This window comes from Paenibacillus terrae, from assembly GCF_005217525.1.
GTDB classification, from domain to species: Bacteria; Bacillota; Bacilli; order Paenibacillales; family Paenibacillaceae; genus Paenibacillus; species Paenibacillus terrae_C.
In genome coordinates, this window is record NZ_PNXQ01000016.1 from 340,120 (window position 1) to 340,653 (window position 534).

Below are 534 nucleotides of genomic sequence, written 5' to 3' on the forward strand. Positions count from 1 at the left end.
CCAGGAACGCATGCAGCATCGCAGGCACAAAGTGCATCGTGCTTACGCCATCGCGGGCAATCGTGTCTACGATGTCCTCCGGATTCTTTTCTCCGCCAACCGACAGCAGGCTCACCTTCGAGCCGACCATCGACCACCAGAACAACTCCCACACCGATACGTCGAATGTGAAGGCGGTCTTTTGAAGGATCGTATCCTCCGCTCTCAATCCGTACCGATCATGCATCCACAAAATCCGGTTCAGCACGGAATGGTGCTCGACCATAACGCCCTTCGGTTTCCCTGTAGAACCAGAGGTATAAATTACGTAGGCTACATGACGCGGCCCGGCCAGCCGCTCCAGATTCGAGCCATCTGCGTGGTACATGTCCTTACCACCCAGCACCGGACGATCCAGCACCAGCACCTTGCCGTCGAAGCTCAGCGACGCTTGCTCTTCCAAACGCGATTGCGTCAGTACCAGCTTCGCTCCCGAGTCCTCCAGCATAAAGCGGATCCGATCCGCCGGATATTCTGGATCAATCGGCACGTAGG

At 56.7% G+C, this 534-nt stretch carries 1 protein-coding gene; it reads right to left on the minus strand.

The window, feature by feature from the left end:
* A partial coding sequence (locus C1I60_RS25840) for an AMP-binding protein (protein ID WP_252361844.1) occupies positions 1-534 on the minus strand: 534 nt, incomplete at both ends.